Origin of the sequence: Actinacidiphila sp. bgisy160 (assembly GCF_965342435.1) — a bacterium.
Classification (GTDB): domain Bacteria; phylum Actinomycetota; class Actinomycetes; order Streptomycetales; family Streptomycetaceae; genus Actinacidiphila.
In genome coordinates this window covers 1-20,554 of record NZ_CBDRCM010000065.1, presented here as the reverse complement: position 1 = coordinate 20,554, position 20,554 = coordinate 1, and the positions used below count along the sequence as shown (strand labels likewise).

At 73.3% G+C, this 20,554-nt stretch carries 19 protein-coding genes and 1 riboswitch; of the genes, 6 read left to right on the top strand and 13 right to left on the bottom strand.

Translation table 11 applies throughout. The annotated features are described in order from the left end of the window. Position 1 precedes the first annotated feature (1 nt). Positions 2–1,093: a bifunctional diaminohydroxyphosphoribosylaminopyrimidine deaminase/5-amino-6-(5-phosphoribosylamino)uracil reductase RibD gene (gene ribD, locus ACRWNP_RS32490; RefSeq protein ID WP_431967782.1), complete on the bottom strand. Its 1,092-nt coding sequence runs from the start codon at positions 1,091–1,093 to the stop codon at positions 2–4. Positions 1,094–1,264: 171 nt separating this feature from the next. Next, positions 1,265–1,395: riboswitch (FMN riboswitch) on the bottom strand. 466 nt (positions 1,396–1,861) lie between these two features. After that, complete coding sequence (locus ACRWNP_RS32485; RefSeq protein WP_431967780.1) at positions 1,862–3,067, bottom strand: ROK family transcriptional regulator; 1,206 nt, start codon at positions 3,065–3,067, stop codon at positions 1,862–1,864. A 153-nt stretch (positions 3,068–3,220) separates the two neighbouring features. On the opposite strand from ACRWNP_RS32485, the gene ACRWNP_RS32480 reads away from it, so the two are divergent. Beyond that, positions 3,221–4,438 (top strand): MFS transporter, encoded by a 1,218-nt coding sequence (locus tag ACRWNP_RS32480; RefSeq protein ID WP_431967778.1) that lies wholly within the window; start codon positions 3,221–3,223, stop codon positions 4,436–4,438. A 10-nt stretch (positions 4,439–4,448) separates the two neighbouring features. Continuing rightward, entirely contained in the window at positions 4,449–4,994 is a 546-nt protein-coding gene (locus ACRWNP_RS32475; RefSeq protein WP_431967776.1) for a GNAT family N-acetyltransferase, read from the top strand. Positions 4,995–5,102: 108 nt separating this feature from the next. Here ACRWNP_RS32475 and ACRWNP_RS32470 read toward each other — a convergent pair whose 3' ends face one another. Beyond that, positions 5,103–5,945 carry a helix-turn-helix transcriptional regulator gene (locus ACRWNP_RS32470; RefSeq protein ID WP_431967820.1) on the bottom strand — a complete coding sequence of 281 codons (843 nt, stop codon included), beginning with the start codon at positions 5,943–5,945 and terminating at the stop codon, positions 5,103–5,105. Between the two features lie 133 nt (positions 5,946–6,078). Here ACRWNP_RS32470 and ACRWNP_RS32465 point away from each other — a divergent pair, with 133 nt between their 5' ends. Next, entirely contained in the window at positions 6,079–6,942 is an 864-nt protein-coding gene (locus ACRWNP_RS32465) for an NAD-dependent epimerase/dehydratase family protein (RefSeq protein WP_431967774.1), read from the top strand. Positions 6,943–7,012: 70 nt separating this feature from the next. Beyond that, on the top strand, positions 7,013–7,702 hold the full coding sequence (locus ACRWNP_RS32460) for a DUF5995 family protein (protein WP_431967772.1): 690 nt from the start codon (positions 7,013–7,015) through the stop codon (positions 7,700–7,702). Between the two features lie 11 nt (positions 7,703–7,713). Here the strand turns inward: ACRWNP_RS32460 and ACRWNP_RS32455 are convergent, their stop codons facing one another. The 8 genes from ACRWNP_RS32455 to rpe all read right to left on the bottom strand — a co-directional run bounded on the left by ACRWNP_RS32455 (position 7,714) and on the right by rpe (position 15,182). Beyond that, positions 7,714–9,420, bottom strand: coding sequence for a flavin monoamine oxidase family protein (locus tag ACRWNP_RS32455; RefSeq protein WP_431967770.1), 1,707 nt, complete (start codon positions 9,418–9,420; stop codon positions 7,714–7,716). A gap of 68 nt (positions 9,421–9,488) precedes the next feature. Further along, entirely contained in the window at positions 9,489–10,289 is an 801-nt protein-coding gene (locus ACRWNP_RS32450) for a carbon-nitrogen hydrolase family protein (protein ID WP_431967768.1), read from the bottom strand. A 182-nt stretch (positions 10,290–10,471) separates the two neighbouring features. Next, positions 10,472–10,936: an Lrp/AsnC family transcriptional regulator gene (locus tag ACRWNP_RS32445; protein ID WP_431967766.1), complete on the bottom strand. Its 465-nt coding sequence runs from the start codon at positions 10,934–10,936 to the stop codon at positions 10,472–10,474. A 205-nt stretch (positions 10,937–11,141) separates the two neighbouring features. Beyond that, positions 11,142–12,590: a GuaB1 family IMP dehydrogenase-related protein gene (locus ACRWNP_RS32440; RefSeq protein WP_431967764.1), complete on the bottom strand. Its 1,449-nt coding sequence runs from the start codon at positions 12,588–12,590 to the stop codon at positions 11,142–11,144. A gap of 46 nt (positions 12,591–12,636) precedes the next feature. After that, positions 12,637–12,954 carry a barstar family protein gene (locus ACRWNP_RS32435; RefSeq protein ID WP_431967762.1) on the bottom strand — a complete coding sequence of 106 codons (318 nt, stop codon included), beginning with the start codon at positions 12,952–12,954 and terminating at the stop codon, positions 12,637–12,639. Next, positions 12,951–13,337 carry a ribonuclease domain-containing protein gene (locus tag ACRWNP_RS32430; RefSeq protein WP_431967760.1) on the bottom strand — a complete coding sequence of 129 codons (387 nt, stop codon included), beginning with the start codon at positions 13,335–13,337 and terminating at the stop codon, positions 12,951–12,953. The genes ACRWNP_RS32435 and ACRWNP_RS32430 overlap by 4 nt, the downstream gene beginning before the upstream one ends. A gap of 69 nt (positions 13,338–13,406) precedes the next feature. Next, entirely contained in the window at positions 13,407–14,450 is a 1,044-nt protein-coding gene (locus ACRWNP_RS32425; RefSeq protein WP_431967758.1) for a sugar-binding transcriptional regulator, read from the bottom strand. A 66-nt stretch (positions 14,451–14,516) separates the two neighbouring features. Further along, entirely contained in the window at positions 14,517–15,182 is a 666-nt protein-coding gene (gene rpe / locus ACRWNP_RS32420; RefSeq protein ID WP_326577796.1) for a ribulose-phosphate 3-epimerase, read from the bottom strand. A gap of 147 nt (positions 15,183–15,329) precedes the next feature. On the opposite strand from rpe, the gene ACRWNP_RS32415 reads away from it, so the two are divergent. Continuing rightward, positions 15,330–17,480, top strand: coding sequence for an MMPL family transporter (locus ACRWNP_RS32415; RefSeq protein WP_431967755.1), 2,151 nt, complete (start codon positions 15,330–15,332; stop codon positions 17,478–17,480). Between the two features lie 66 nt (positions 17,481–17,546). Here ACRWNP_RS32415 and ACRWNP_RS32410 read toward each other — a convergent pair whose 3' ends face one another. Both ACRWNP_RS32410 and ACRWNP_RS32405 read right to left on the bottom strand, forming a co-directional pair. Next, a complete protein-coding gene (locus ACRWNP_RS32410) occupies positions 17,547–17,621 on the bottom strand; it encodes a 50S ribosomal protein bL37 (protein WP_373297613.1) in 75 nt (24 codons plus the stop codon). A 70-nt stretch (positions 17,622–17,691) separates the two neighbouring features. Continuing rightward, on the bottom strand, positions 17,692–18,948 hold the full coding sequence (locus tag ACRWNP_RS32405) for an FAD-binding protein (protein ID WP_431967753.1): 1,257 nt from the start codon (positions 18,946–18,948) through the stop codon (positions 17,692–17,694). 393 nt (positions 18,949–19,341) lie between these two features. Here ACRWNP_RS32405 and ACRWNP_RS32400 point away from each other — a divergent pair, with 393 nt between their 5' ends. Continuing rightward, complete coding sequence (locus ACRWNP_RS32400) at positions 19,342–20,493, top strand: glycoside hydrolase family 19 protein (RefSeq protein WP_431967751.1); 1,152 nt, start codon at positions 19,342–19,344, stop codon at positions 20,491–20,493. The last annotated feature ends 61 nt before the right edge of the window (positions 20,494–20,554 follow it).

The window sequence follows — 20,554 nt, the reverse complement described above, 5'->3', positions numbered from 1 at the left end:
GTCAGTTCTCCTCAGTGCGGCTCGGGTAGGCAGTAATACGCAGGTCGGGGCCGATGCGTTCGATCTCGGCGACGTCGAGGCGCAACGCGTGCGCGATGGTGGAGATTCCCGCGTCCCCCAGGGCCGCGGGTCCGGCGCCCAGGAGGGCCGGCGCGAGGTAGCCGACGACCTTGTCGACGGCCCCGGCGGCGACGAAGGCGCCGGCGAGCGTCGGGCCGCCCTCCAGCAGTACGGAGCGGACACCGCGGCCGTACAGCTCGGCGAGCAGCGCGGGGACGGCGACACCGCTGCCGGTGCGGGGCAGGCGGGCCACGTCGACACCCGGCAGGTGGGCGGTGTCGGTGTCCTCGGCGACGGCGACCAGGGTCGGGGCGGTGCCGTCCAGCACCCGGGCACCGGGGGTGATCTTGGCGTTGGTGTCGACGACCACCCGCAGGGGCTGGGTGAAGGTGCCCGCCACGCCGCGCACGGCCAGGTGGGGGTCGTCGGCGCGCAGGGTGCCGGAGCCGACGACGACGGCGTCGGACTCGGCGCGCAGCCGGTGGACGTCGGCGCGGGAGGCCGCGGAGCTGATCCAGCGGCTGGTGCCGTCGGCGGCGGCGATACGGCCGTCGAGGGTGCTCGCGTACTTCCACAGCACGAAGGGCCGCTGCTCGCGGGAGGCGGTGAGCCACACCTCGTTGCCGCGGGCGGCCTCGGCCTCCAGCAGCCCGCTCTCCACGTCGATCCCGGCGGCGGCCAGCGTGGCACCGCCTCCGGTCGCCGCGGGGGTGGGGTCCGCCACGGCGTAGACGACGCGGGAGACGCCGGCCGCGATGAGGGCCTGGGCGCAGGGCCCGGTGCGGCCGGTGTGGTTGCACGGTTCGAGGGTGACGACGGCGGTGCCGCCGCGGGCGGCGTCGCCGGCCGCGCGCAGGGCGTGGACCTCGGCGTGCGGCCCGCCCGCCTGCTGGTGCCAGCCCTCGCCGGCGATCTCGCCGCCGGCGTCGAGGATCACGGCGCCGACGACGGGGTTGGGGCTCGTCGAGCCCAGGCCGCGCGCGGCGAGCTCAATGGCCCGGCGCATCGCGTCGGCTTCACCGGGTGTTGCCACCGGGTCCTCCTGCCTCTTCGGGCACGGACTCCGGGGCTGTGCGGGACACAGAGCGGACGTGAGGCTCGGGGACCACCGCGGCCGGTGTGGGGCGGCGCCCGTCCGTGTCACCCGTTTCCGGGGGACACGCACCCGCGCTGCCGCCGACGGCGGTGTACCGATGCCCGTCCGCCGCGCACTGCCTCCCATCCGGACTTTAACCGTCGGTCCAGGAATTTCACCTGGTCAACCGGCCGCTGGAGGCGGACGGGTCGCGGACTGTAACCGCCGGTTCGGAGTTTCACCGACCCCGGAGTGCGCTGAACGTCACTGGTACTGCTCCACCAGTCTGCCACGAAGGTTCCTTGCGGACGCAAGGGATCGCTGTGGATTGCCTCACACGGGATCGGTCCGCCCGCGCGGGCACCGCGGCGGACCAGCCATGAGATCCGGCCAATACGGCCTGCGGGAGGGCTTGTTGACGACCCGCGCGCACTGAGCGGGCGACCCGGCGTCACCCGGCGCAGTCCGGCCGAATGCCGGTGCCCGCGAACGTCCGGTGGCGGAAGGGCGGTTGCCCCGGAGCGCCGGACTCACATCCCAGGGGTGAACAGCGCGTCCTGCGCGGCGTCCATCGCCGAGAGCACCGCGCCGCGCAGCACCGCGCTGCCCGCGACGGTCCCCGCGCGCACTGAGCGGGCGACCCGGCGTCACCCGGCGCAGTCCGGCCGAATGCCGGTGCCCGCGAACGTCCGGTGGCGGAAGGGCGGTTGCCCCGGAGCGCCGGACTCACATCCCAGGGGTGAACAGCGCGTCCTGCGCGGCGTCCATCGCCGAGAGCACCGCGCCGCGCAGCACCGCGCTGCCCGCGACGGTCCCCGCCCGCACCTCGGTCGGCAGCGGGGACATCCGCGCGAGCCGTTCCTCGACCCGGGCGGCCAGGTCCTCGCCGCCCGCCCGGCCCACCTCGCCGCCCAGCACCACGCAGCCGGGGTCGAGCACGGCGGTGACGGCGGCCACCCCGATCACCACCCGGTCCGCCAGCGCGTCGAGGAACAGCTCGCCCTGCTTGCCGCCCGCCCGGGCCGCGGTCACCACCGCCTCTGCCGCCGCGGCGTCGTCCTCGCCGGACACCGGCATCCCGTGCGAGCGGGCCAGGGCGCACACCGCCGCGCTGCCCGCCAGCGAGTGGAATCCGCCCTCGCATCCACTGGCCGTCGGCAGTTGGAAGGTCCCCGGCACGGGCAGGAAGCCGATCTCCCCCGTGCCGCCCGAGGCACCGCGCCGCAGGACCCCGCCCAGCACCACCGCGGCTCCCACCCCGTGGCCCAGCCACAGCAGGACGAAGTCCTCGCGGTCGCGCACCGCGCCCAGACGCCGCTCGGCGACGGCCGCGAGGTTGACCTCGTTCTCCAGCAGCACCGGCAGGGACAGCCGCCTGCGCAGTTCGGCGACGAGCGCCGAGTGCCAGGCCGGCAACTGCCCGGTGGCCCGCAGTTCGCCGGTGGCCGGATCGACCAGGCCCGGCGCGCCCACCGCGACGGTGTGCAGCGCGGTGGCGCCGGCGGTGCGGGCGGTCCGTTCCAGCAGCGCCACCGAGCGCCGCACCGTGCGCTGCGGATCGCCGTACGGGTCCACCGGCAGGACGGCGCTGCCGATGCTGTTCCCCAGCAGGTCGGCCACCTCGATGGCCACGCTGTGGGTGCGGACGTCGAAGACGGCCAGGTGCGCCCGGTCGGCGACGATCCCGTACACCCGGGCGTTGGGGCCGCGCCGGTCCGCTCCCGTCTCGCCGACCACCGCGATCAGCCCGGACTCCTGCAGCCGCTCGACCAGGTCGGCGACGCTCGGACGGGACAGCCCGGTGAGGGACTTGAGCTGGGCCGCCGTCAACGGTCCCTCGCGCTGCAGCAGTTCCAGAGCCAGCCGGTCGTTGATCGCCCGGGCCGTGCGGGGTGAGGCGGTGCGCCCGGCATGGGATCGGATGGCGGTCATGGACGGATCCTTCCAGAAGCCGCCGCGCGGGTGCGAGGGCGGGCGGGGCCGGCCCGGAACCGTGGCCGGAGGCAGTCTATCTTTCAGGAAGCCTGCCTGATAATTTATGCCGAGAGCCGGGGCGGGACCAGACTGGGAGGGAACATGCCGACGATGCCGACGACCCCGACGGGGAGGACCGACCCACGACTGCGGCGCGCCCATCTCGCCGTCGCCGCGGTGTTCGCCGTGCACGGCGCGGTGACCGGCAGCTTCGCCACCCGGGTGCCCTGGATCCAGGAGCACGCCGGGCTCAGCGCCGGACAACTCGGCTTCGCGCTGGTCTTCGCGGCCCTCGGCGCCTCCGTCGCGATGCCGCTCGCCGCCCGCATCGCCCACCGCATGGGCATGCGCAACGCACTACGCCTCCTGCTGGCCCTGTGGTGCGCCTCGCTCGCGCTGCCCGCCCTCTCCCCCGGACTGGGCTGGCTGTGCGGGGCGATGTTCGTGTACGGGGCCTCGGCCGGCATGGCCGACGTGGTCATGAACGCCCAGGGCGTCGAGGTCGAGGAACGTCTCGGCCGCTCGATCATGTCCGGGCTGCACGGCATGTGGAGCGCCGGCACGCTGCTCGGCTCCCTCTTCGGCGTCCTCGCCGCCCACGCGGAACTCGACGCGCGCGTCCACCTCACCGCCGGGGCCGTCCTGCTCGTCGTGCTCGGCCTGGCGGCCTGCGGCGGCGTGCTCGACCTGCGGCCCTCCGCGTCGGAGGAGGCCCCCGCGCGATTCGCCCTGCCGCCGCGCGCGGCCCTGGTCATCGGCGCCATCGGCTTCTGCGCCGTCTTCGCCGAGGGCGCCAGCATGGACTGGAGCGCGGTCTACCTCCGCGACATCGCCGGCGCCTCCCCTGGCGTCGCCGCCGCCTCCTACACCGCCTTCGCCTGCACCATGGCCGCCTCCCGCCTCCTCGGCGACCTCGTCGTCCGCCGGTTCGGGCCGGTCCGCACCGTACGCGTCGGCGGCCTGCTGGCCACGGTGGGCGGCATCCTCGTCGCCACGGCGTTCACCCAGATCACCGCCATCGCGGGCTTCGCCCTCATCGGCGTGGGCGTCGCCGTCGTCGTGCCGCTGTGCTTCGCCGCGGCCGGCCGCAGCGGGCCCAACCCGAGCCAGGCCATCGCCGGCGTCGCCACGGTCACCTACACCTCGGGTCTGGTCGCACCGGCCGCGATCGGCTCCATCGCGCAGGCCAGCTCCCTGCAGATCTCCTTCGGCCTCGTCACCGTGCTGGCCGCCGGGCTCGCCGTGGGCGCGGGCGTGCTGCGCAGCGCGGGCGCGGTCTCCGTGCGACGCGACAGCAAACCCGTGGCGGCGACCACCCCGCAGGCCTAGCGTGCCGCCCATGCACACGCGGATCTTCCTGGAGACGGAGCGGCTGCGGCTGCGGCACTTCACCGACACCGACGCCGACGCGGAACTGCTCGTCGCGCTCGACAGCGACCCCGAAGTCATGCGGTACCTGGGCAACGGCCGCCCCACGCCCTCGGACGTCATCCGGCACGACGTGCTGCCCCGCTTCGCCCGCTCCCAGGTCTGGGCCGCGGAGGAGCCGGCCACCGGGCAGTTCGTCGGCTGGTTCGCCCTCACCCCCCGCCCCGGCGGCCCGGCCGACGACCTCGAACTCGGCTACCGCCTGCGACGCGCCGCCTGGGGCCGCGGCTACGCCACGGAAGGATCCCGCGCGCTGGTGCGCAAGGCCTTCACCGACCTGGGCGCGAAGCGCGTGTACGCGGAGACGATGTTCGTCAACGCACGGTCGCGACGGGTGATGGAGAAGGCGGGGCTGACGCTCGTCCGGGTGTTCCACGAGGAGTGGGACGAGACGTTGCCGGGGGCGGAACACGGGGAGGTCGAATACGCCCTGACCCGCGACGAGTGGACCCCCTAGGTGTATTGCCCTGGGCGGGTCGTTCGCGCCCGCGGCGGGCATCCCACACACGAGCCGGCCGCACGGCGCACCCCCGACCCCAGGCGCGACGCACCCGCGCACGACCACTCACCGCACGGCGAGATCCTGCAGGCCCACAACGCGAAGCAGCCGCAACCGCTCGTACGACTCACTCCCCGGCCGCGCCGTGTACACGATCAGCCGCTGATCGTGCTCCGCACTGAGCAGCACCTCGCACTCCAGCTCCAGCAACCCCACCACCGGATGCTGGAACCGCTTCACATCCGCGCGCCGCACGGCGACCTCGTGCTCGTCCCAGAGCGACGCGAACTCCGCGTTCCGGCAGCGCAGCTCCCCCACCAGCGCCGCCGCGCGCGCGTCGTCGGGCCGGGTGGCCAGCACCGCGCGCAGGTGGGCGACGTGGCGCCGGGCGTGCTCCTCCCGGTCCGCCGGAGGAAAGAGCTCGCGCGCCGCCGGGTCGAGGAAGAAGCGGCGGACGAGGTTGCGCTCCCCCGGCGGCCGGGAAGCCGCGTCGCCGGCGAGCGCCACGGCCATCGCGTTCCGGGCGAGGACGTCGCCCGCGTCGCTGACGACCTGCGCCGGGGTGTCCTCGAGCCGGTCGAGCACCAGCAGCAGCCCGGGCCGTACGTGCCCCGTGCCGCGGGCGTCGCGGGGCGGTTCCTCGCCTGCCAGGTGGAAGAGGTGGTCCCGCTCGTCCTCGGACAGGCGCAGCGCACGCGCGAGCGCGCCCAGGATCTGCCGGGAGGGCCGGGGGCCGCGTGACTGCTCGAGCCGGGTGTAGTAGTCCGTGGACATCCCGGCGAGCTGGGCGACCTCCTCGCGCCGCAGCCCGGGGGTGCGCCGCCGGGCGCCCGCGGCCAGGCCCACGTCGGAGGGGGCGAGGCGGGCGCGGCTGCGGCGCAGGAAGTCGGCGAGCTGCGCGCGGTCGATGTCCACGTTTCAAGCATCCCTACGGGCCCTGGCCTTATCCAGGGACTGTCGATCCCCGGATCCGGAGGTCTCTCCCGCGGTGCCCCGGACCGCCGCAGCCTGGTCGCCTGAACACGACGAGAGGGGACCGAGGATGCTGACACTGGTGACGGGGGCGACCGGTCGGGTCGGCAGCCGCTTCGTGCCGAGGCTGCTGCGGTGGCGCCGCCCGGGCGAGGAGGTGCGGGTGCTCGTGCGGGACGCGGGGCGGAGCGAGGGGTTCGCCCGGCTGGGGGCGCGGATCACGACCGGGGACCTGCGGGACGAGGAGGACGTGCGCAAGGCCCTGGCGGGCGTGGACGCGGTCGTCCACCTGGCGGCGGCGTTCCGGGACAGCTCCGACGAGGGCACCCGGTCGGTGAACCGCGATGCCACGCTGGCCCTGGCGCGGGCCGCCGCGGGGGCCGGAGCGGCCCGTTTCGTGCAGGCGAGCACGAATCTGGTGTACGGCGTGGGCCGGGGCCGCCCCTTGGTGGAGGACGACCCGAGCGTGCCGGGCGGCCCGATGTGGGGCGCGTATCCCGCGTCGAAGGCGGAGGCCGAGCGCGGGCTGCTGGAGCTCCACCGCGAGGTGGGCCTGGACGTCCGCATCGGCCGGCTGGCCTTCGTGTACGGCGACGGCGATCCGCATCTGGCGCAGTCGCTGCGATGGGCGGGCGGCTGGGCGGCGCACCAGCGGCTCCAGATGGTGCACCACGCCGACGTGGCCCAGGGCCTGCTGCGGCTGCTGCGGGCACCGGGCGTCGGGGGCCGGGTGTACAACATCGCCGACGACGCGCCGGTGTCGGCGGTGGAGCTGCACTGGGTGAACGGCGCCGAGGTCCCGGGCGGGATGGCGGAGCGCGCGTCGGCGGATCCGTGGGACGGCGTGGTGTCGAACCTGCGCATCCGGGAGGAGCTGGGGTTCCGTCCGCAGTATCCGTCGGTGTGGACGGCCCGCGACGCGGGCGCGCTCTGACTCACCCGATCCGGGGACGGCACGGCCGCCGTGCCGCGCCCGCCGCCCGGCCTGCTGGGACGCTGTGCGCATGACGACGACACGGCGGCCGGCCCCGGTGGGGGTGGGCCAGGTGGTGGCGCGCATGCGCGCGTTGGGCACGGCACTCCCGCCGCGGGACGGGGTGGCGGTGTTCAACCGTGTCTATCTGTCCGTCACGGAGGAGCTGGACGGCCGCCTGGCGGCGGGCGGCTTCGGTGACCCGGTCGCCGCCGCCGTGCTGGCCGCCCGCTTCGCCGCCCGTTACCTGCGGGCGGTCGACGGCGCGACCGACCGCCGTGCCGTCCCGGCCTGCTGGCGGCCGCTGCTGCAGTTGCGCGGGCACCGCGGCATCCGCCCGCTGCAGTTCGCGCTGGCCGGGATCAACGCGCACGTGGGTCACGACCTGGCGCTCGCGGTGGTCGACACCTGCGCGGCGCTGGATTGCGAACCGCCCTCCCTGGAGCGGGACTTCGACCGTGTCGGGGATCTGCTGACGTCCGTGGAGGAACGCGTCAGGGAGGAGCTGATGCCCGGCCCCGACCTGCTGGACCTCGCCGACCCGCTGACCCATCTCGCGGGTTCCTGGAGCCTGGAACGCGCGCGGGACGCGGCGTGGGCCGCGTCCCGCGTGCTGTGGTCCCTGCGCGGACTGCCGGAGGTGTACGAGGAGTTCGCCGAGAAGCTCGACTCGGGCGTCGGGCTGGTCGGGCGCTTCCTGCTGACCCCGCTGGGCCGCTGAGGGGCGCCGGGTCAGTCCTCGTCGAGCATGACCGGCGCGATCTCCTCGTAGAGGTCGCCCGGGCCGGGGTTGGTCGGGTCGGTGGCGCCGCCGAACTGATGCATCACGCCCCACACGGCGTTGAGCGCGGTCTGCACGGCGCCCTCGGCCCAGCCCGCCGTCCAGGAGATGTCGTCGCCGGCGAGGAAGATGCCGCGCTTGTCCTCGGGGAGGGTGTCCTGCATGAAGTGAGTGAACAGCCGCCGCTGGTAGCGGTAGTGGCCGGGCAGGTTCGCCTTGAACGCGCCCATGAAGTACGGCTCGTTCTCCCAGGACACGGTCACCGGGTTACCGATGATGTGCCGCCGGATGTCGACCTTCGGGTAGATCTCGCCGAGCGACTTGAGCATGACCTCCATGCGCTCGGAGGCGCTCAGCGGCAGCCACTTGAGGCTGTCGTCGCACCACGTGTACGACAGGCAGATCACGGCCGGCTCGCCGGGGCCGTTGTCCAGCAGGTAGGTGCCGCGGGTCATCCGGTCGGTGAGTGTCATGCTCATCACGTCCTGGCCCGTCTCCTCGTCCTTGTCCAGCCAGAACGGCCGGTCGACGGGCACGAAGAGCTTGCTGGACTCCATGTAGTGGGTCCGCTCGATCGCCGTCCAGTGGTCGATCGGGAAGAGCGAGTCGTCGCAGTCGATCTTGCTGAGCAGCATCCAGCTCTGCGCGGTGAAGATCGCCGCGCGGTAGGTGCGGATGTCGCCGTCGGCGTCGGTGACGGTGATCCGGTTGCCGGCGGTGCGGTGCAGCCGGGTGACGGCCGGTCGCGGGTGGCCGCCGTGCAGGGACTTCAGCGAGGTGCCGTGCGGCCAGTGGACGATCTTGTGCGGCTCGCGCTCCCACAGCCGCAGCGGCAGTTGCTGGCTGCCGCCGACGATGCCGCGGTGGTGGTCGTCGGCCTCGGTGTAGACGACCCGCAGGATCTCCAGGATGGAGTTGGGGAAGTCGGTGTCCCAGCCGCCGGTGCCGAAACCGACCTGGCCGAAGATCTCGCGGTGGCGGAAGGACTTGAAGGCCTCGGAGTCGCAGAGGAAGCCATAGAAGGTCTGGTTGTCGAGCTTCTCCACGAGCTTCGCCCAGATCTCGCGGATGCGCGGGACGTCGCGCTCGCGCATGGCGCGGTTCATGTCGGAGAAGTCCGCGCCCTCCTCCAGGCAGGCGTTCCAGGCGTGTGCGACGTCGCGGTAGACCTGGGGCAGGTCGTCGATGGTCTGCGCGTAATGGGACTCGCCCTTGAGGTCGACGACGGTGGACGGGGTGTCGGGGGCGAGCGGGTTGGGGAACGGCCTGGTCTCCAGGCCCACCAGGTCGATGTAGTGCTGCAGGGCGGTGGAGGACGGCGGGAAGCGCATCGCGCCCATTTCCGCGGTCAGGTTCTCGTCGCAGCCCTCGAAGCCGACGGTGCGCAACCGGCCGCCGATCCGGTCGGCCTCGTACACGACGGGCTTGAGGCCCATCTTCATCAGCTCGTAGGCGGCGACGATGCCGGACAGGCCGCCGCCGATGACCGCGACCTCCGCGCCGTGCTCGGTCGCCGGTATGGAGCCGAGGCCCGCGGGGCTCGCCAGGAAGTCGTCGTACGCGTACGGGAAGTCCGGGCCGAACATGGTGATCGGCGGCGACGACCGCACCTCGGGGTGCTGCTCGTCGTGGACCGCGGTGGGCACCGTGGACGTCATGGCGTGGTTCTCCTGGCTGTGAAGCGGTGAAGCGGTGAAGTGGGGCGGTGGCGAGGAAGGGGTGGGGATCAGCCCAGCGAGCGGTACAGCTCGGGGCGGCGGTCCTCGAGGTACGGCGTCTCCTCGCGGACCGCGCGCAGCAGCTCCGGGTCGGCGTCGGCGACCACGAGTTCCTCGGTGGCCCCGGCCCGGGCGCGCACGGCGCCGTCGGGTCCGGCGAGGCAGCTCTGCCCGGCGAAGTCGAAATCGCCCTCGGGGCCGCAGCGGTTGGCGTAGGCGATGTGCAGCTGGCTCTCGTACGCGCGGGCCGGCACCAGGGTCCGCGGGACGAACTCGTAGGGCCGCATCAGCGCGGTGGGCACGGCGAGCAGCTGTGTGCCGGCGAGGGCGTGGGCCCGCACGGTCTCCGGGAACTCGACGTCGTAGCAGATGAGCACGCCGATCCGGACGCCGTCGAGCTCGGCCTGGACGACGACGTCGTCGCCGGGGGTGAACCAGGTGCGCTCGAAGTCGCCGAACAGGTGGGTCTTGCGGTAGTTGGCGAGGCGCGCCCCGTCGGGGCCGATCAGCTGCGCGGAGTTGAACACGCCGCAGCCGTCGCGCTCGGGGTAGCCGTAGACGATGCCGAGGCCGTGTTCGGCGGCGATCCGGGCGACCCGGGCGGCGGCGGGCCCGTCGGCCGCCTCGGCGAGGCCCGGGACCGCGTCGCCGAGGGCGTAGCCGGTCAGGTACATCTCGGGCGTGACGAGCAGACGGGCTCCCGCGGCCGACGCCCGGCGCGCGGCGGCGTCGAGCGCGGCCAGGCTGTCGTCCACGGAGGAGGGGACGCCGCCGGGGCCTTGGTACAGCGCGGTGCGCAGCGGCGCCATGGAGCCTCTTTCGCCTGGTGAAAAGCCGGTTCTGGGTCTGCCATGACGGTACGATTCCGGGCCTCGCGGCGACAAGACGCGTCCATTGCGCACCGACCGCCGATTCGTTGCGCGTGAGGGGTCGGCGACGGCGATTCGTTGCGCGGGGGGCTTCGCGGCGGCCGGAGCGGGACTCCCCGCGGTCACGGCTCTGGCTGGTCAGGCGCTCCCGTGTAACGGCGCAGCAGCGGCGACAGCACCAGGACGGACTTCGTGCGCTCCACGAAGGGCTCGCCGGCGATCCGCTCCAGAACCCGCTCGAAGTGGCGCACGTCGGAGGCGTAGATCTGGACGACGGCGTCCGCCTCACCCGTGACGGTCGAGGCCGACGCCACCTCCGGGTAGCGCGACAGGCCACGCCGGATGTCCTCGGGCGAGGTGTTGTGCCGGCAGTAGAGCTCGACGAACGCCTCGGTCTCCCAGCCCAGCGCGGAGGGCTCGACGCGGACGGTGAAGCCCGTGATGGCGCCCTCCGCCAGCAGCCGGTCCACCCGGCGCTTGACGGCGGGGGCGGAGAGTCCGACGAGGGCGCCGATGTCGGCGAAGGAGCGGCGGGCGTCCTCGGCGAGGGCGTGGACGATGCGTTCGTCGAGTTCGTTCAGTCGCACTGGGGGTGGGTCACTTCTCTTCGCGAGCGAGCTGGGGACGGCGCGTGCCGTACGCGCAACAGACTACGAGGCCGACCGCCGTCCAACCCGCGGAGCACTCCCGGGTGCCCGTGTCGAGGCGGGACGTCGTCCCCACGCGCCCCCGTCCTCGCGCGCGGGCGCCCCGTCCGCTTCCGCGAACGGGGCGCCCGGGCAGGGGCACCGGTCACTGCCAGCTGGCGTGCAGCGGTTTGCCCTCGGCGTAGCCGGCCGCGCTCTGGATGCCGACGACGGCCTTGTCGGCGAACTCGGCGAGGTTGGCGGCCCCGGCGTAGGTGCAGGAGCTGCGGACGCCCGCGATGATCGAGTCGATGAGGTCCTCGACACCCGGGCGGGCCGGGTCGAGGAACATCCGCGAGGTGGAGATGCCCTCCTCGAACAGCCCCTTGCGGGCGCGGTCGTACGCGGACTCCTCGCTGGTGCGGTTGGCAACGGCGCGCGCGGACGCCATGCCGAAGCTCTCCTTGTACGGCAGGCCGTCGGCGGTGTGCTGCAGGTCGCCGGGCGACTCGTAGGTGCCTGCGAACCAGGAGCCGATCATGACGTTGGACGCGCCGGCGGCGAGCGCCATGGCGACGTCGCGCGGGTGCCGGACGCCACCGTCGGCCCATACGTGCTTGCCGTGCCGGGCCGCCTCGGCGGCGCACTCCAGGACTGCGGAGAACTGCGGCCGGCCTACGCCGGTCATCATGCGGGTGGTGCACATGGCCCCCGGGCCCACACCGACCTTGACGATGTCGGCACCGGCCTCGATCAGGTCGCGGACACCCTCGGCGGAGACGACGTTGCCGGCCACGACCGGCACCTGCGGGTCCAGGGCACGGACGGCCTTCACGGCCTGGATCATGTTCTCCTGGTGGCCGTGGGCGGTGTCCACGACGAGGGTGTCCACGCCGGCGTCGAGCAGTTGCTTGGCCTTGCCCGCGACCTCGCCGTTGATACCGACGGCGGCGGCGACGCGCAGCCGCCCGCCGGCGTCGGTGGCGGGGGTGTACAGGGTGGCGCGCAGCGCTCCCTTGCGGGTGAGGATGCCGGCCAGCCTGCCGTCGGCGTCCACGGCGGGGGCGAGCTTGCGGTTGGCCTCCTCCAGGCGGTTGAAGGCCTCGCGCGGGTCGATGTCGGCGGGCAGCAGCAGGAGGTCCTTGGACATCACCACGGACACCTGGGTGAAGCGGTCCACGCCGGTCAGGTCGTGCTCGGTGACGATGCCGACCGGGCGGCCGTCCTCGACGACGACGGCGGCACCGTGCGCCCGCTTGGGCAGTAGCGCCAGGGCGTCGGCGACGGTGGCGTGCGGGCCGAGCACGATGGGGGTGTCGAGCACGAGGTGCCGCTGCTTCACCCAGGAGATCACCTCGGTGATCACATCGATCGGGATGTCCTGGGGAATGACGACCAGGCCTCCGCGACGGGCCACGGTCTCGGCCATTCGGCGTCCGGCGATGGCGGTCATGTTGGCGACCACGAGCGGAATGGTAGTGCCGGTGCCGTCGGGCGCCGAGAGGTCCACGCCTTGGCGGGAACCCACCGCCGAGCGGCTGGGGACCATGAACACATCGTCGTACGTCAGGTCGTACGGAGGCTTTGCATCATTGAGGAAACGCACGTACTTCATTTTTGCACGGGCTGAGCAGGAATGAACACGGAGGAAACTCCGGCGCTCACGAAGGGTCGCTCGTAGGTTCCTCCAAGACGATCTGGAAGGGAAGCACGGCCGCGTCGTGGAAGGCGGCGGCGTCCGCCAGGACCCGGCGAGCGGTCCGCCACTCCCCGGGCTCGGCCGCCGCGAAGTCGCTCCAGCCCCTGACCACCAGGCGCAGCCCGCCCCGCTGGGGGTCGGGCAGGTCGGTGAGGCAGTCGTACAGGGCGTCCCAGTTGCGGCCGAACCAGCCGGGCAGCCGCAACTGCTCGGCGCAGCGCTCCATGAACCCGGTCTTGGTGGTGACCCCCCGGAGGTCCAGCACCGTCGTTGCCGTCATCTGCGGACCGCCCTGAAGCTCCGGTAGTGGTCGTCGGTGTAGTAGACCTCCCCGCCGGAGCCGGTGACGATGCGCCGGGCGCCTCGGTCCCGCTCCCCCGGGGTCGGCACGGTGTACTCGTGGTAGTAACCGCGCGGGTGCGCGGGCAGCAGGCCCTCGATGTTGCCGAAGACGGTGCCGTCCTTCGGGTACGGGAAAGGGCCGCCCGCGTCGATGAGCCGGAGCGTCTCGCGGGCCTGGTGGGGCAGGCTCGTGACGGCCACCGTGGGCAGCGTGCCCACTGGTGCGGTGGCGGGCGGGGAGCAACCGGTGAGCAAAAGTGCCAGGCAGCCCAGCAGGGCGGCGGCGAGCGCGGCGGCGCGGCGGACGGGCCCGGTCGGCATGCGGCGATGCTGCCACAGCCCGGCACGCCCGCCCGCGCAGGGCACGCGAGCGGACGGCGACGGTTCCGGCTAGGCGTCGCGGAGCGCCTCGGGGTCCGCGCGGTCGAGGGCGGGACGCGGCATGGGCGCCGTGGAGTCGAGCAGGTAGTCGGCGGCGGCGGTGTCCGTCACGATGCTGGTGACCAGGCCGGACCGGAGCACGGCGTCGACCGCGGCGGCCTTGCGCAGGCCGCCGGCGATGGCGAGCACCTCGGGGATGCGGCGCAGCCGGTCCGCCTCGATGGTGATGCAGCGCTCGCCCAGGTCGCGGCCGACCAGCCGGCCCTCGGCGTCGAAGAGGTGCGAGGACATCTCCGCGGCGACGCCGAGGGAGGCGTAGTGCTCGCGCTCGGCCTCGGTGAGGGCGTCGTGGACGGTGGAGATGCCGGCCGCCCAGGAGCCGATCGACACCACGGCCACGGTGACCTTGTCGAAGTAGCTCATGGCCGCCGCGATACCGCTCTGGGCGCGCAGCGCCGCCGCCGTCGCCGGGTCGGGCAGCACCATCGGGGCGTACATGGGGTGGGCCTCGCCGCCGGAGACGGCCGCGGCGGTGCGGACCGCCTCGACGGAGCCGCGGTCGGCGGTGCCGGCGTCATACACGCCGGTGAGCTGGACGACCGTGCACGGCGGCAGCCGGTCAAGGGCGTTGGCCATGGTGATGATGGAGCGCCCCCAGGCGAGGCCGAGCACGTCGCCCTCGCTGACCAGCTCGCCGAGCAGCTGCGCGGCGACCGCGCCGAGGTTCTCCGGGTCGGGGCCGTCGGTCTCATCGGCGGGCGACTCGACGACGACGGCGTGCCGTAGCCCGTAGCGGGCCCGCAGGGCGTCGGAGCGCTCGGCGTCGAGCTCCGCCGGGACCCTGATCTCGATGCGCACGAGGTCACGTTCGAGGGCCGTCTCCAGGACCCGCGCCACCTTGAAGCGGCTCACGCCGAACTCCTCGGCGATCTGGATCTTGGATTTTCCCTCCAGGTAGAAGCGGCGCGCCATCGCCGCCGCCTGGACCATCTCGCCGGGGCCCATGCGCACCCCTGTGCGGCCTGTGGTCACGTTCTCTCCCCAGTTGCCCATCTGATCGGCTCCGCGCTCATCCTCGCACGTACTCCGGAGTACCGGGGCACGGTGCCCACGGAGTGGTCAGTGCGCGCAGGCGGCCGCCGCCTGCTTGCGCAGCCCCCGTACCGCCTCGGCCGGATCCTCGGCTCCGTAGACGGCGGAACCGGCGACGAAGACGTCCGCCCCGGCCTCGGCGCAGCGCTCGATGGTGGAGGCCGAGACGCCTCCGTCGACCTGCAGCCACAGGTCCAGCCCGTGCTTGTCGATCAGCTTCCGGGCCCGGCGGATCTTGGGCAGCATGATGTCGAGGAAGGCCTGGCCGCCGAAGCCCGGCTCCACGGTCATGATCAGCAGCATGTCGAGCTCGGGCAGCAGGTCCTCGTACGGCTCGACCGCAGTGGCCGGCCTGAGCGCCATCGAGGCCCGCGCGCCCTTGGCGCGGATCTCCCGGGCCAGGCGCACCGGCGCGGCGGCCGCCTCGACGTGGAAGGTGACGGAACCCGCGCCCGCCTCGACGTAGGCCGGCGCCCAGCGATCCGGATCGGCGATCATCAGATGACAGTCGAGCGGGGTCTCCGTCGCCTTGCGGAGGGACTCCACGACCGGCACGCCGAGCGTCAGGTTGGGGACGAAGTGATTGTCCATCACGTCGACGTGGAGCCAGTCCGCGCCCTCCACGGCCCGCGCCTCGTCGGCGAGGCGCGCGAAGTCGGCGGAGAGAATACTGGGGTTGATCTGCACGGCCATGGTCCCAGTATGGCGGTGCCGGGCCCTTCCCCGCGCACCGGGCGGACGCCTGTGGAAAACCACCCCGCACGGCCCTTCCGGGCGTGGGATGCTGTGCGGATCGAGCACTCCTCGGGGGACGCCTTTGACGAGGCGGAGGTGGCGGGTGTGAAGACTCCACGGGGCTTGGCGGTCCTGGTCTGCGGCCGGCGCGGCAAATGGGTCGTGCTCGCGCTCTGGCTTGTCCTGCTGGTGGCGGTCGCGCCGCTGGCCCAGAAGCTCACGGACGCACAGCGGAACGACTCCTCCTCCTGGCTGCCCGGCAGCGCGGAGTCCACCCGGGTCCTGGAACTGCAGAAGCGGTTCCTGCCCGACACCGCCCCCGCCGTCGTGGTCTACGCGCGCCCCGGCGGGCTGACCGACGCCGACCGTGCGACGGTCGTTCAGGACGCCGGGCGCATAAGGGAGATGACGGAGCACGGCGTCTTCGGCAGCCGCACCGTCGGCCCGGTGTACGAGGAGCGTGCCGCCGGCCCGCGCGCCGCGCAGCTCATCGTCCCCATCACCATGGACGAGGGCGGCTGGACGGGCATCGCGGACGCGGTCGCCGGCATCCGCGCCGTCACCGCCGACGACAGCGGCGGCCTCGAGGTGCACATCACCGGGCCGGGCGGCTTCGCGGCCGACTCCGCCAAGGCCTTCGAGGGCATCGACGGCACCCTGCTGTACAGCGCGCTCGCCGTGGTCGTCGTCATCCTGCTGCTCACCTACCGCAGCGTCACCCTGATCCTGCTGCCGGTCGTCTCGGTCGTCGGGGCGCTGTTCACCGCGCAGGCGGCCGTCTATCTGCTGGCCGAACACGCCGACCTCGTCGTCAACGCGCAGAGCGCGGGCATCCTCACCGTCCTGGTGTTCGGCGCCGGCACGGACTACGCGCTGCTGCTGGTCGCCCGCTACCGCGAGGAACTGCGCCGCCACGAGGACCGGCACGAGGCCATGGCGCTGGCCCTGCACCGCGCGGGTCCGGCGATCGTCGCCAGTGCCGCCACGGTCGCGGTGAGCATGCTGTGCCTGCTGGCCGCCGAGATGAACTCCACCTCCGGGCTCGGGCCGGTCGCCGCTGTGGGCATCCTCATCGGACTGGCCGCCATGCTCACGCTCTTCCCCGCCCTGCTGGTCATCGTGGGCCGCTGGGTGTTCTGGCCCACCGTCCCGCGATTCGGCTCCGCCGAGCCCACCCGGCGCGGGGTGTGGTCCCGGGTGGGCCACCGCATCGACCGCCGGCCGCGCACGGTGTGGATGAGCACCGCGGCCGTGCTGGCGGCGCTCTCGCTGGGCCTGCTCACGCTGGAGGCGGCGGGGCTGAGCAACGCGGAGAGCTTCACCGGCACCCCCGACTCCGTCACCGGGCAGCAGGTCGAGGCCCGCTACTTCCCCGCCGGTTCCGGACAGCCGCTGGTGGTGATCGCCGACGCGGGTGCCACCGAGCGGGTCAGGGCCGCGCTGGACGGCATCCAGGGCGTCGCGCCGGGCTCCGCTGCCGTGCCCGAGGGCGCGCCCGCGCAGAAGGACGGCAGGGTCTACCTGGAGGCCACGCTCACCGACCCGGCCGACAGCCAGGCCGCCAAGGACACCGTGGACCGTGCCCGCGAGACCCTGCACGCGCTGCCGGGCGCCGACGCCAAGGTCGGCGGGGGCACGGCGGCGCTGCTCGACGCCGGTCGTGCCGCGGCACACGACAACAAGCTGCTCATTCCCATGATCCTCGTCGTCGTGCTGGTGATCCTCGGCATCCTGCTGCGGGCCCTCACCGCACCGCTGGTGCTCATCGCGACCGTGGTGCTCTCCTTCGCCGCCGCGCTCGGCGTCAGCGCGCTCGTCTTCCGCCACATCTTCGGTTTCCAGGGCGAGGACACGGCCTTCCCGCTGTTCGTCTTCGTGTTCCTGGTGGCGCTGGGCATCGACTACAACATCTTCCTGATGACGCGGATCCGCGAGGAGAGCGCGCTGTCAGGGACCCGCGAGGGAGCCCTCACCGGCCTCGCGGCGACCGGCGGTGTCATCACCTCCGCGGGCCTGGTGCTCGCCGGCACGTTCGCGGCCCTGGCGACATTGCCCATCGTCGGCTTCGCGGAGATCGGCTTCGCGGTGGCCTTCGGCGTCCTGCTGGACACCTTGGTCGTCCGGTCGGTGCTGGTCACCGCGCTCACCCTCGACATGCGGCACCGCGTGTGGTGGCCGAGCCGGCTGGACCGCCCGCGCCGCGGGCGGCCTGTCGAGGAGCCGGTCGCGCTGGACGCCCCGCACGCCGGTACGTGAGCCCCGGCCCCGGACAGGGTGACCGCCCGCGCCGGGCGCGGGCGGTCACCTGCGGCGCGGCGGGTGTCAGGCGTTGGGACGCTTGCCGTGGTTGGCGCCCTTCTTCTTCCGGGCGCGCCGCTTGTTGCCTCGCTTGGACATGATGCCCAACTCTCTCGTACGGGACATTTCGACCGCGGTCAGTCTATGACCGGCCCTGACCGGCGGCACGTCAGTCCGGGAAGTGCTCGCGCATGAAGGCGTTGCGGAAGACCCCCGAAGGGTCGCGCCGGGCGGCGAGCCGCCGGAAGTCGTCGTAACGCGGGTAGAGCTCGCGCAGGGCGTCGGGCGACGGGGTGAAGAGCTTGCCCCAGTGCGGGCGTGCGGAGAAGGGGCGCAGGGCCTCCTCGACGACCTGGACCGCCCGCGTGACGGCGGCGGCGTCCGGGGTCCAGGTGAAGTGGAAGGCCACGCTGTCCCGGCCGTGGGCGGGGCTGAGCCACAGGGAGTCGGCCGCCACGGTACGGATCTCGCCGATCAGCACCTCGGACGAGAATCGTTCCCGCACCCGCCACAGGGCGTCGAACGCCGCCACCGCGTCACGCCGGCCGACGAAGAACTCCGACTGGATCTCCTCGCCGCTGCTCGGGGTGAACTCCAGGCGGAAGTGCGGAAGCCGCTCGTACCAGGGGCCGGCGAGGCCTTGCTGCGGTGTGCAGTGCGCGCCGGGCATACCCGGGATCGGGTGCCGCGGCCCGTCCGCCGCGGTGGCCCCGAACAACGTGTCCGGGGCGGGCCCCGCCCCCTCGGCGTCGACCCGCTCCTTGAGCCACACCTGGTCGGCGGCGCGGTCCCGCCAGCGGGTGAAGACCGACACGCTGTACCCCGCGGACATCACCGCGTCGAAGTTCTCCCGGAACTGCTCCCCCGGCATGTCCTCGTAGACGGTCTGGCGCACGGCGAAGGCCGGGACGAGGTCGAGGGTCAGCTGCGTCACGACGCCCAGGGCACCCAGGGCGACCACGGAGCCGTCGAAGTCGGCCTCGCCGCGCCGGATCTCGGCGAGCTCGCCGTCGGCGGTGACCATGGTCAGTGCGCTGACCGCGCCTGCCAGGTTGCGCCGGCCGGTGCCGGAGCCGTGCGTGCCGGTGGCGCACGCCCCGGCCACGGAGATGTGCGGCAGCGAGCCGAGGTTGTGCAGCGCCAGACCCGCCTCGTCGATCGCGCGGACGATCTCGCCGAAGCGCAGCCCCGAACCGACAGTGGCGGTGCGCGCGGTGCGGTCGACCTCGACCACGGCCGGCAGCCGAGAGGTCGAGACGTGCTCGCCGTCGGTGTCGGCGACGGTGCTGAAGGAGTGCCGGGTGCCGAGGGCGCGCACCCGTCGGGACCGGGCCACGATCTCCTGCAGCTCGGTGACGGACTCGGGGTGGTGGAGCCTTCGTGCGGTGAAGGCGACGTTGCCGCCCCAGTTGCTCTGCGCGGGCATCGCGGTCGTTCCTTCCTGTCCGGCCCCGGTGCCGGCCTGCGCGCGGCGCGCGGCCTGCCGGTCCGGCGGTTCGGGGCCTGCCGTTCCAGGACGATTCTCGCCGCAGTGGCCGGGGGCGCGGGACCGGGGGTGCACCGTCGGGCCCGAACGCGCCGGTCCACCCACCCCTTCAAGTATTGACGTGACCCCGTCACGCTGGCATGGTCTAGACCTAGCTGAACCCAACGGGACGGTGCGACAGGGAAGTTCACGCCGTCCTGGCCACGACGCACGCCGCGCCGCGCCCGTGCATGACCTCCTCCGAGAAGACCCGCGCCTGACGTGCGGAGCACCCCCGCGAAGCTCCCTCCCCCCACGACCACGGCCCCGGGCCGGGTAAGGAGCGTCTCCCCCATGTCCACGTCCCTCACCGGACGGCTTCCCGCAGGGCGTACCGTCCTCGGCCCGTCCGCGGTGTTCGCCGTCCTCGCGGCACTCCTGGCCACGTTGTTCGTCGCCACACCGACCGCCCGCGCGGCGGACGGTCAGATCAGCGGCCTGGCGGGCAAGTGCGTCGACGTCGCCGGGGCGAACAGCGCCAACGGCACCGCCGTACAGCTCTACGACTGCAACGGGACCAACGCCCAGCGCTGGTCCAACCCCGGCGACGGCACGCTGCGCGCGCTCGGCAAGTGTCTCGACATCGTCGACCGCAGCACCGCCGACGGTGCCGCCGTCCAGCTGTGGGACTGCGCGGGCAGCGCCAACCAGCAGTGGGTCGTCACCGCGGCGCACGACATCGTCAACCCCGCCGCCGACAAGTGCCTCGACGTCCGCGACAACACCTCCGCCAACGCCACCCGGCTGCAGATCTGGACCTGCACCGGCGGGGCGAACCAGAAGTGGAACGCCCCCGCGAGCGGCGGTGGCGGCGGCACGAACCCGTCCGGATTCGTGGTCAGCGAGGACCAGTTCAACCAGATGTTCCCGGGCCGGAACTCCTTCTACACCTACAGCGGCCTGATCGCGGCCCTGAGCTCCTACCCGGGCTTCGCCAACTCCGGCAGTGACACGGTGAAGAAGCAGGAGGCCGCCGCCTTCCTCGCCAACGTCAGCCACGAGACCGGCGGACTGGTCTACATCGTCGAGCAGAACACGGCCAACTACCCGCACTACTGCGACTGGGGCCAGCCTTACGGCTGCCCGGCCGGCCAGGCCGCCTACTACGGCCGCGGCCCGATCCAGCTCAGCTGGAACTTCAACTACAAGGCCGCGGGCGACGCGCTCGGCATCGACCTGCTGGGCAACCCCTGGCGCGTCGAACAGGACGCGGCCGTGGCCTGGCGCACGGGCCTTTGGTACTGGAACACCCAGAGCGGCCCCGGCACCATGACCCCGCACAACGCCATGGTGAACCAGGCCGGTTTCGGCCAGACCATCCGCTCCATCAACGGCTCCCTGGAATGCGACGGCCGCAACCCGGCACAAGTGCAGAGCCGCGTGAGCAAGTACCAGCAGTTCACGGGGATCCTCGGGGTCAGCCCGGGCGCCAACCTCTACTGCTGAGCCCCCGCCAGCCGCACCGCCGCCGCGTGGGTGCGGCCCGGACGTCTGGGCAGCACCCGCG